At 43.7% G+C, this 9,693-nt stretch carries 12 protein-coding genes; 6 read left to right on the top strand and 6 right to left on the bottom strand.

Annotated features, from left to right (window positions below):
• Window position 1 precedes the first annotated feature (1 nt).
• On the top strand, window positions 2–1,114 hold the full coding sequence (recF, locus tag IQ242_RS09090; RefSeq protein WP_193959744.1) for a DNA replication/repair protein RecF: 1,113 nt from the start codon (window positions 2–4) through the stop codon (window positions 1,112–1,114).
• Window positions 1,115–1,277: 163 nt separating this feature from the next.
• Here recF and rpiA read toward each other — a convergent pair whose 3' ends face one another.
• Together rpiA and IQ242_RS09080 are read right to left on the bottom strand one after the other, a co-directional pair.
• Window positions 1,278–1,988: a ribose-5-phosphate isomerase RpiA gene (gene rpiA, locus IQ242_RS09085; RefSeq protein ID WP_002747271.1), complete on the bottom strand. Its 711-nt coding sequence runs from the start codon at window positions 1,986–1,988 to the stop codon at window positions 1,278–1,280.
• Between the two features lie 72 nt (window positions 1,989–2,060).
• A complete protein-coding gene (locus tag IQ242_RS09080) occupies window positions 2,061–2,591 on the bottom strand; it encodes an RNA-binding protein (protein WP_002772129.1) in 531 nt (176 codons plus the stop codon).
• Between the two features lie 565 nt (window positions 2,592–3,156).
• On the opposite strand from IQ242_RS09080, the gene IQ242_RS09075 reads away from it, so the two are divergent.
• Both IQ242_RS09075 and IQ242_RS09070 read left to right on the top strand, forming a co-directional pair.
• Entirely contained in the window at window positions 3,157–3,357 is a 201-nt protein-coding gene (locus IQ242_RS09075) for an NblA/ycf18 family protein (protein WP_002739006.1), read from the top strand.
• A gap of 133 nt (window positions 3,358–3,490) precedes the next feature.
• A complete protein-coding gene (locus tag IQ242_RS09070; RefSeq protein WP_193959743.1) occupies window positions 3,491–4,372 on the top strand; it encodes a universal stress protein in 882 nt (293 codons plus the stop codon).
• A gap of 339 nt (window positions 4,373–4,711) precedes the next feature.
• On the opposite strand, the gene arsC is transcribed toward IQ242_RS09070, so the two are convergent.
• The 4 genes from arsC to IQ242_RS09050 all read right to left on the bottom strand — a co-directional run bounded on the left by arsC (window position 4,712) and on the right by IQ242_RS09050 (window position 7,400).
• Window positions 4,712–5,110 carry an arsenate reductase, glutathione/glutaredoxin type gene (gene arsC / locus IQ242_RS09065; protein ID WP_193959742.1) on the bottom strand — a complete coding sequence of 133 codons (399 nt, stop codon included), beginning with the start codon at window positions 5,108–5,110 and terminating at the stop codon, window positions 4,712–4,714.
• A gap of 23 nt (window positions 5,111–5,133) precedes the next feature.
• Window positions 5,134–5,781, bottom strand: a complete 648-nt coding sequence (gene arsH, locus IQ242_RS09060; protein WP_193959741.1) for an arsenical resistance protein ArsH — start codon at window positions 5,779–5,781, stop codon at window positions 5,134–5,136.
• A gap of 9 nt (window positions 5,782–5,790) precedes the next feature.
• Entirely contained in the window at window positions 5,791–6,936 is a 1,146-nt protein-coding gene (arsB, locus tag IQ242_RS09055) for an ACR3 family arsenite efflux transporter (RefSeq protein WP_193959740.1), read from the bottom strand.
• Window positions 6,937–7,061: 125 nt separating this feature from the next.
• Complete coding sequence (locus IQ242_RS09050) at window positions 7,062–7,400, bottom strand: helix-turn-helix transcriptional regulator (protein ID WP_193959739.1); 339 nt, start codon at window positions 7,398–7,400, stop codon at window positions 7,062–7,064.
• A 175-nt stretch (window positions 7,401–7,575) separates the two neighbouring features.
• On the opposite strand from IQ242_RS09050, the gene psb30 reads away from it, so the two are divergent.
• From psb30 to IQ242_RS09040, 3 genes are all read left to right on the top strand, one after another.
• Window positions 7,576–7,695 (top strand): photosystem II reaction center protein Ycf12/Psb30, encoded by a 120-nt coding sequence (gene psb30, locus IQ242_RS09045; RefSeq protein ID WP_002736367.1) that lies wholly within the window; start codon window positions 7,576–7,578, stop codon window positions 7,693–7,695.
• 49 nt (window positions 7,696–7,744) lie between these two features.
• Window positions 7,745–7,897 (top strand): hypothetical protein, encoded by a 153-nt coding sequence (locus IQ242_RS26040; RefSeq protein WP_228020900.1) that lies wholly within the window; start codon window positions 7,745–7,747, stop codon window positions 7,895–7,897.
• Window positions 7,898–8,043: 146 nt separating this feature from the next.
• Complete coding sequence (locus IQ242_RS09040) at window positions 8,044–9,600, top strand: pitrilysin family protein (RefSeq protein ID WP_193959738.1); 1,557 nt, start codon at window positions 8,044–8,046, stop codon at window positions 9,598–9,600.
• Window positions 9,601–9,693 lie beyond the last annotated feature (93 nt).

Below are 9,693 nucleotides of genomic sequence, written 5' to 3'. Positions count from 1 at the left end.
CCTGCACCTTCACAGTTTTAGAAATTATGCCGAACAGTTGCTAAAATTCGAGTCCAAAAAAACAATATTATTGGGCAATAATGCTCAGGGAAAATCCAATTTACTAGAAGCGATCGAACTTTTGGCCACTCTCAAGAGCCATCGAGTCAGCAAGGATCGGGATCTGGTGCTAGAATCGGACTCAGAGGCGAGAATTTTTGCTAGGGTTAATCGTCTTTATGGCGCATCAGAATTAAGTTTAATTCTCCGTTCTTCCGGTCGTCGCACCGTGATCCGTGACCGTCAACCCCTGCGCCGTCATCTCGATTTTTTGGGCGTGATTAATGCGGTACAATTTTCTAGTCTCGATCTGGATTTAGTGCGCGGTGGTCCGGAAGCTCGCCGAGATTGGTTAGATACTTTATTAATTCAATTAGAACCCCTATACGTTCATATTTTACAGCAATATAATCAGGTTTTACGACAAAGAAATGCCCTCTTAAAAGAGATTCGTAAACAGGAATTAGAGGGAAAAGTTTATGCGGATTTATCCCAACTAAAACTCTGGGATTTACAACTAGCAGAAACAGGTTCAAGAGTTACGAGAAGAAGGGCGCGAGTCCTGCAAAGATTAATTCCTTTAGCCCAAAAATGGCACGAAAGTATTAGCGGAAAAACCGAATATCTAGAATTACAATATATTCCCAATGTGCCTTGGGTAGAAGATGATGTCAATGGGGTACAAAAGGCTTTTTTAGATAAGATTGAAACCCGTCGTTTGGCCGAGAAACAGCTAGGGACATCGGTAGTCGGTCCCCACCGGGATGAAGTGGATTTTTTAATTAACCAAAACCCCGCTAAATCCTACGGTTCCCAAGGACAACAAAGAACCTTAGTTTTAGCCTTGAAATTAGCGGAATTACAGTTACTAGAGGAGATTATCGGAGAACCTCCCCTACTACTCCTCGATGATGTTTTAGCCGAATTAGATATCGAACGACAAAATCAATTATTAGATGCGATCGAAGACCGTTTTCAAACTTTAATTACCACGACTCATCTCAGTTCTTTTGAGTCTCGCTGGTTGCAATCTTCCCAGATATTTTCTGTCAAAAAGGGACAGATTTTTTATTAGCCTATAGTCTCTCTTTGTTTTGCTCTTTGTCTGTACACACCCATAATTCGATCCCCCCTTAATCCCCCCTTAATAAGGGGGGTATCTGACAGTTTTTAACACCTAACTACTTAATAAAACAGGCTGTAGGCCTGTTTCACTATTAGCTTAAGAATAATTAAGCCTACTTAATTTCGCGCACTACCGGCTTACCGTCGATAATTTCACCGACGAGAATCAGATCAGCAACCCCAACAAATAAACCATTTTCTAAAACCCCCGGCATATTATTAATAGTTCTTTCCAAATCAGCCGGATCATCGATACTATCAAATTTAACATCAATGACTAAATTACCTTGATCTGTCACCACGGGGCCGGCTTTTTTCACTCCCATGCGGAGGGAAGGTTTACCACCGAGGGCCTCTAATTTCAGCATCACTGGAGTCATGGCCATGGGTAACACTTCCACCGGCAAAAGAAAAGTCGATCCCAACTTATCCACCAGCTTATTGCCATCCACTACCACGACGAAAATATCGGCGAGGCTATCGACAATTTTCTCCTGAGTATGGGCAGCACCGCCACCTTTAATCAGGTTTTTCTGGGGATCCACCTCATCGGCCCCATCGATAGCGATATCCATCTTCACGATGACATCGAGGGTAGTGAGGGGAATTCCGTACTTCCTCGCCAAAACTTGCGCTTGAAAAGAAGTAGGAACCCCGACAATATTGCTGATTTCCCCGCTTTGCAGTCTAGCACCCAGATATTCGATCGCGTAGGCCGTCGTTGAACCAGTTCCCAATCCCACGACTGAATTAGATTGAACTAGATTAGCGGCGGCCTTACCGACCTCCTGTTTCATGATAATGACCGGATCGATTGCTGTCATGATGCACATTCCTAAAAGCGATGTTTTGAACCTCTTAGTTATCGGCTATCCCTTGCCCTCTTGTCAATGGAATTAGGGATTAGTGGCCTGAGCTGCTAACATTTCCTTGAGTTTAGCCAATTCATTGGCCCAACGGGGATCTGGCTGTAAAGCGTCACCATCGCCGGTAACTTTCGGGGTACTGCTGCTACCCCGTTCAGCCTTGCGTTTTTTGCCGCCGCCGCCACCACCACCACTGGATTTGCGCGGTGCTGCCGTCGTCGGTTTCGGAGTCGGTCTTTCGACTTTTTCCGGGGTTTCTACGCTGGACTCCGTGCCTTCTGCTTCTTCTCCTTCTTCTTTACCTCCCTTGCTGCGGGGGAGAGCTTTCTCGATTTTGATCGGGTTTTCCATGAAGGATTGACCGTTGTATTTTTCGATAAACTGGTCAGCTAGTTCATCACTAGGGACGGTAACGAAGGCAAAACCGCGACATTTGCCAGTTTTGCGATCTTTGATGACTTTAGTGGTGATCGTATCCCCTTCATCGGCAAAAAGCGCCTGTAATTTTTCGCGCTCGACGGATTCTTTGGGCAAATTACCAACGTATAGACGAACGGACATGATGGATTCCTCCAAGTATAGGGTGATGTAAAAACTTGTGCGACATTCCGTGCCTGTATGCTGATTTTTTTAAGGCAAACAGAGCTAAGGAGGATGTTTCCCAGCGATAAGCTTGCAGTTTCTGCACGATAGCGGCTGTGGCCGTCAATTTTGACTATCCTTAACGATTTCAACGAGAGGGACGGAATCTAGGGGTTACGTTTTTAGCTTTTAACAGGCCTAATCATTCAACTTACCCGATTTATGTCGCTCTCTTCGATTATTACAGAATGTTTACACAATTTGTCAAATATTTTCTCTCGCTCTGGGCTGCCTAAGTATAACTACTTAAGTATTTGTTCACAGTAAGCAAAATTTTATGAAAACTCTTGCTAAATGTATCATTATATGCTTCTTTCCTTTTGGCGGCGGGGTATCCTAGCTAACGGGAGGGAAAAAGCAAAACCCTCTTTACAGATACATTGACACTTTGTCAAGTATTTGTTACATTAGTTAAAGAAAAGAGGTGATACCCATCACCCATCTCGCTTGTTATCAACCACTGTCTTCATCGAGGAGGAACACCATGTCTCAACCGATCGAACTTTCCTTAGAACAACAGTTCAACATTCGTTCTTTTCAGACTCAGGTAGAAAAAATGAGTCAGGAGCAAGCGCAGGATTTCCTGATCAAGCTCTACGAACAAATGATGGTCAGAGAAAATATGTACAAAGCTTTTCTCAAACACCAGTGGGGTCTAGATTCTAATCCCTGGGCCCCCCAGTAACTCATTTCACCCCTGCGGGCGACCTCTTTCTCCGGCTGGGTTTCTCCGGAAACGAGCTAGGGATGCGGGGCGCATTTCTTCCCCCTTTTAGCTATTCTTAGGGAAGAATAACCGAATTGCTAGGGGTTAATTTATGTTCGAGCGCGCTTTGATCTGTACAGATCTTTTCGATGGTCTCCATCGTCTTGTCCATTGTGTGCCACACTTAGCCCTGAGCGGCTTAAAACAAGTTATCTTCCTCCACAGTATTCCGGTTTGGGAACAACCCACCCTAGCTGCCGTAGATCAAGCAAAAATTGACGCCGCTAAAGAAAAATTATCCCCAGCTTTAGCAAATATTCCCGACGGTATGACAGTTATTGTCGAAATCTCTAACCGTCGTCCCGTGGATGCCGTGCGGGAAATCCTCGCTCATCACTCTATCGACGTGATTTTGATGGGCAATCCCATGCGCGGCGCTGTCCAAGAAAAATTATTCGGTAGTACCAGTTTAGCGATCGCATCTATGACCGATATTCCGCTGCTGATTTTCCGACCGCAATTATTATCAGTTTATACTCGCGATGAATTGGCCCTGCGCTGTCAGCATCTCTGGAAACATTTATTAATTCCCTACGATGGCAGTCCCGACGCAATTTATCTAATTGAACAGATAGAAAAATACGCTCAAACCCGCGCCCCTGGCTCTTTTGAGCAATGTCTTCTCGTCCGGGTAGTGGAAAATATCAGTCGCGATCCCGGTGTCACCGAATACCGTTTAAATGATGCCCATCGGGAATTAGAATCGGTGCAAGCGCGACTAGAAAAACTCGGTTTGCAAGTACAGAGCGAAGTGCGATTAGGAACACCTGTATTAGAAGTTTTGACGGCAGCAGAAGAAGATGACATCAGTGCCATCGCAGTGGCCACCTCCCATCGTTCCAATATGTTGGAATGGTTAGCCGTGCGTCGGATTAATGAAGATATTCTTCATCAACTGTGGTTTCCGCTCTTATTTTTCTCACCGAAGGGATAAACTGGAAAAAAGATTCTCTTGGGGATAAACCACAGAGACACAAAGAACACAGAGAGGAAGACAGATTCGATCGCTAAAATCTATCACACAAACGATAAGAGAGCCGCAAAAATTTGGGAGAAATTAACTTAAGTAAATAGTTATAATTAAATTAAAGATAGATTTTGCCTCTGATCCCCCCTGCCCCCCCTAGGGTTGATTCATAGTAGGGTTGATTCATAGTAGGGTTGATTCATAGTAGGGTTGATTCATAGTAGGGTTGATTCATAGTAGGGTTGATTCATGAATCAACCCTACCCAAACTCCTTGATAAGGGGGGTGTCTGACAACTTTTAACAACTACCTACTTAACTGCTCGATTAATCCGATAACTTTAGCCTTAATTTCATCGCGAACTCGGCGAAAAGTTTCGATAGGTTGACCATCGGGATCATCAATTAACCAATCCTCGAAAATTTCCTGTAAAACCCATCCTTCCGGCAGATTGACACCGCAACCACATAGGGAGATAACGGCATCGTAATCTTCAGGATTAAAATCCCTAATTGATTTAGAAGTTTGGTCAGTAATATCGATACCAATTTCCCCCATAACTTCGATTGCTCCGGGGTGAACTTTGGCCGATTCTAATCCGGAACTGGTGACTTCAATTTTACCCGCACCTAAAGTTTTAGCGAAACCTTCGGCGATTTGGGAACGACAGGAATTTTTTCTACAAGCAAACATGACTTTTTTCATGATTTTAACTCCTAGTAATTGATTTAATTAATAGCTTTATGAGCAATTGCGGCTATGTCTTGGGCAGCTTTTTCCTTCCTTTCACTATAGCGATCGGTCAGATAATCTACCTGATCTCGCAGGAGAATGGTAAACTTATAAAGTTCCTCCATTACATCAATAACTCGATCTCGATAAGGTGAATCTTTCATCGTGCCATCCTCATTAAACTCCTGATAAGCTTTAGCCACCGAAGATTGATTAGGAATAGTAAACATTCGCATCCAACGACCAAGAATTCGCAGAGTATTAACCGCGTTAAAAGATTGGGAACCTCCGCTTACTTGCATGACTGCTAAGGTGCGGCCTTGAGTTGGCCGAATCGCACCAATACTTAAGGGAATCCAATCAATTTGGTTTTTGATAATGCCGCTAATATTGCCGTGTAGTTCAGGAGATGACCAGACTTGACCCTCGGACCATTGACTTAATTCTCGTAATTCCTGTACTTTGGCATGAGTATCGGGAACACTGCCATAAATCGGCAATTCACGGGGATCAAAAAAGCGCACTTCTGCCCCATATTCAGTGATAATTCTGGCCGCTTCTTCTGCTAATAAACGACTGTAGGAACGTTCCCGTAAAGAGCCATACAGAAAAAGAATCCTGGGTTTGTGAGTCGATTGGATCATGGTGAATAATTATTTGTAAGAACTCAAGCAACGAGGATCGAGAAGGGTGGCTTTTTCTGGATCTCTGGGAAACCAAAAGGCGGTTTTTTTACAGAATTCTACCAACATTAACATCACAGGTACTTCAATCAATACCCCCACTACTGTCGCTAAAGCAGCCCCCGAATTCAATCCGAATAACATCACCGCAGTGGCAATCGCTACCTCAAAATGATTACTAGCACCAATTAAAGCAGCGGGAGCGGCATCTTCGTAAACTAAATTGAGTTTGAGAGCGGCCACATAACTAAGTAAAAAAATCAGATTAGTTTGAATAAAGAGGGGAATAGCAATCAGGAAAATATGCAGGGGATTACTAACAATTAAATCGCCTTTGAAAGCAAAGAGGAGGATTAAGGTTAACAATAAGGCAGTGATTGCCACAGGACTGAGATAGTGAAGAAAACGCGATTCAAACCAGGCCCGTCCTTTATGTTTAAAAATCCAGTGACGGCTATAAATACCAGCAATAAGCGGTAAACCAACGTAGATTAACACAGAAAGAACAATGGTCTGCCAGGGGACTACAAAATTATTAGCTGCCAGTAACCATTTACCTAGAGGAGCGTAGAGAAAAAGCATTGCTAGGGAATTGACTGCTACCATAATTAGGGTATGACCCTGGTTACTGTAGGAAAGATAGCCCCACATCAAAACCATGGCCGTACAGGGAGCAATTCCTAGTAAAATAGCTCCAGCAGTGTAGGAATTAGCTAAACTTACCGTCTGTCCTCGGATAATCTCCGTTTGACTCAACCAAGGCAGAAACAGCCAGCCGAGAAAAAATTGAGCCAGCGCCACCATGCTAAAGGGTTTGATCAGCCAATTAACCACTAAAGTTAAAATAACTGGTTTGGGAGTACGGGCAGCCCGGAGAGCCTGAGAAAAGTCGATCTTAACCATGATCGGATACATCATGAAGAAAAGACAGATGGCGATCGGAATAGAAACGTTATAGATACTCATGGCATCTAAAGTCTGCGCTACGTCCGGAAATAACCGACCGAGGGCAATTCCCGCCAAAATACAGAAAATAACCCAAAGGGTAAGGTATTTTTCAAAAATACTAAGGCTACCGCCAGCTTTGGCGGCTTTAGGATTGATTTGATTAGTCATCGCACAAAGGTGGAAAGGGAATGATGGGAGATTGGGTAATCCACCTTTATTATTTCAAAAAAAGTTGATATGTCAAGAGTAAAAGCCATTCATAAAGCTTTAATATTTCTAAAAATCTTGATTGGTTACTGATTTTCCTCGCAGGAACGAGCGGGGACAAGGGAACTAAAACGACGATATTCGGATAGATATTCTTCTAGGAGAAGAAATTGAGATAGATTTAGGCTGTAGTAGATCCAACGACCCTCTTGACGACTGCGGACTAAATTAGCTTCTTTTAGCGTTTTTAGGTGAAAAGATAATTTAGATTGGGCGATATCGAGATGGTCGCGCAATTCACAGACGCATAATTCCTGATGTCGCAACAGTTGCAGGATTTGCAGTCGCAGGGGATCCGAGAGTGCCTGAAAACCAGTATAAATTTGGGTTAACGAGTCGGGAGATGTGGTCAGAGAGTTGAACATTGAGATGGTCCCTCGGTGGGAAGGAAATAGAAAAGCGGGAAAATTCAGAATTGCAACAAAACTTTATGTATTTTTGTATCGAATCAGGAAAACCAGCGAATCATCCCCTGTATGATAGACAATGGTTTTGACCAGATTAGCCCTTTAAATCATTGTAAACAGGTTAGGAGACATCATGGAATTATTTGCGGCTCTCAATTTAGAACCCATTTTTCAACTCACCTTCGTGGCGCTAATCATGTTAGCTGGCCCCTTTGTCATTTTCCTACTAGCTTTTCGTGGTGGCGACCTATAAAAACCGCCTCCCCCCCATTTGACTTCTCTCCTCTTTAGGGAGAGATTTTTTGTCTAAAAGTCAGTCATCAGTTATCAGTTATCAGTTATCAGTTATCAGTTATCAGTTATCAGATGTGACGCGATGTGCAACTAAAAACGACAGAATCAGGGTAGGGTTCCAAAGGATACTTTACTTCCCCACTTCCCCACTTCCCCACTGATAACTGATTACTGTTTACTGGACGGCTACGCCGTGCCTTTGGCAACACTGAAAAAAGCGCCCCATCTCCCCTCTCCTAACAATCGACTGCTAAGATCGAAGATATCGATCGATCTCTCGCTCCCACGATACCTGAAAAAACTATCTATGATCATTAAAAATACCCCCTATTATCGGGCTGTAATCGGCTTTTGGGTGGCTTTCGTTGTGTTTTGGGGTTTTGGGAGTTTCTCACCCCTTCTTGCCCAAGCGAAAGAGCAACCAGCCGATGTACAATCGATTACCCCCTACCTTAAGCAATTTCAACAAAAAATTACCGAATTTCGCCTCGACAACGGACTAAAATTCATTATCTTAGAAAATCGCGATGCCCCAGTTATTTCCTTTGTCACCTATGCGGATGTGGGAGGTGCCGATGAACCGGACGGTAAAACAGGAGTTGCCCACTTTTTGGAACATTTAGCCTTTAAAGGCACAAAAACCATCGGCACTACCGATTATCTTAGCGAGAAAAAAGTCCTCGATCGCCTTGAAGCTATAGACAAAGAACTACAAGCGGCCAAAAAAGCAGGTAAAAGCGCAGAAGTGGCTAAATTAACGGAAGAATTTCAAAAAACTAAGGCAGAGTCCGAGAAATTCGTCCAACGCAACGAATACGGGCAAATTGTCGAAACTCAGGGGGGAGTCGGTTTAAATGCCACCACTTCCACCGATGCAACTAGCTATTTTTACAGTTTCCCGTCGAATAAATTAGAATTATGGATGTCTTTGGAATCGGAACGATTTTTAGAGCCGGTGTTCCAACGGGAATTTTACAAAGAAAAAGACGTAATTCTGGAAGAAAGACGGATGCGGACGGATAATAGCCCCTTGGGTTTATTAATCGAAGCTTTTCTCGATCAAGCTTATACTGTCCATCCCTACAAACGTCCCGTTATCGGCTACGATCGAGATATTCGCAATCTGGAACCCTCAGATATCCAAAACTTTTTCGATAAATTTTATCCTGCCAGTAATTTAACCATAGCTATCGCCGGAGATGTGGACCCAGAACGGGTCAAACAGTTAGCTAAAGTTTATTTTGGTCGTTTTCCCGCTAAACCGAAACCCCCCCAGGTGACGGTAGTAGAGCCGGAGCAAACCAAAACAAAGGAAATTACCCTAAAATTAGACTCGCAGCCTTGGTATTTAGAAGGATACCATCGTCCCGCCCTCAATCATCCCGATCATGCGGTTTACGAGGTTATCGCCACTTTAATGAGTGAAGGAAGAACTTCGCGACTGTATAAAGCTTTAGTGGAGGACAAACAACTTGCCCTCGCTGCCCAGGGATTTAACGGCTTTCCGGGAGATAAATATCCAAATTTGCTGTTATTCTATGCTCTGAGCGCTCCTAATGCCAGCCTGGAGGAAGTAGCGCAGGGTTTGAATTCGGAATTGGAAAGATTGAAAAATGAACCGGTTTCGGAACAGGAATTAGAACGGGTTAAAAATCAACTACGGGCAGCCCTATTAAGAGGTCTTGATTCTAACATGGGCATGGCGCGATCCTTGATTGAATACGAGGTAAAAACCGGCGATTGGCGTAATTTATTTGCCCAATTAGATGCTTATAATGCTGTCACGGCAGCCGATATTCAACGGGTGGCTAAAGAGACTTTTACCCCCGAAAATCGCACTATTGGCCGAATTTTACCGAAATAGATAGATGGGGAAATGGGGAAATGGGGAAATTTTAGGTAAAACCCCAACACCCTCCGCAACGCGCACGCAGTGACCACCCCAACACCCCAACAC

This window comes from Microcystis sp. LEGE 08355 (assembly GCF_015207185.1).
GTDB lineage: Bacteria > Cyanobacteriota > Cyanobacteriia > Cyanobacteriales > Microcystaceae > Microcystis > Microcystis panniformis.
Note: the sequence above shows the minus strand (reverse complement) of the source record. Positions and strands in the feature narration are given on the sequence as shown.

What these genes read in the sequence shown, in the direction of transcription:
- rpiA (WP_002747271.1), bottom strand. Translation starts at nt 1,988, where the DNA reads ATGACAGCAATCGATCCGGTCATTATCATGAAACAGGAGGTCGGTAAG.
- IQ242_RS09080 (WP_002772129.1), bottom strand. Translation starts at nt 2,591, where the DNA reads ATGTCCGTTCGTCTATACGTTGGTAATTTGCCCAAAGAATCCGTCGAG.
- IQ242_RS09075 (WP_002739006.1), top strand. Translation starts at nt 3,157, where the DNA reads ATGTCTCAACCGATCGAACTTTCCTTAGAACAACAGTTCAACATTCGT.
- IQ242_RS09070 (WP_193959743.1), top strand. Translation starts at nt 3,491, where the DNA reads ATGTTCGAGCGCGCTTTGATCTGTACAGATCTTTTCGATGGTCTCCAT.
- arsC (WP_193959742.1), bottom strand. Translation starts at nt 5,110, where the DNA reads ATGAAAAAAGTCATGTTTGCTTGTAGAAAAAATTCCTGTCGTTCCCAA.
- arsH (WP_193959741.1), bottom strand. Translation starts at nt 5,781, where the DNA reads ATGATCCAATCGACTCACAAACCCAGGATTCTTTTTCTGTATGGCTCT.
- arsB (WP_193959740.1), bottom strand. Translation starts at nt 6,936, where the DNA reads ATGACTAATCAAATCAATCCTAAAGCCGCCAAAGCTGGCGGTAGCCTT.
- IQ242_RS09050 (WP_193959739.1), bottom strand. Translation starts at nt 7,400, where the DNA reads ATGTTCAACTCTCTGACCACATCTCCCGACTCGTTAACCCAAATTTAT.
- psb30 (WP_002736367.1), top strand. Translation starts at nt 7,576, where the DNA reads ATGGAATTATTTGCGGCTCTCAATTTAGAACCCATTTTTCAACTCACC.
- IQ242_RS09040 (WP_193959738.1), top strand. Translation starts at nt 8,044, where the DNA reads ATGATCATTAAAAATACCCCCTATTATCGGGCTGTAATCGGCTTTTGG.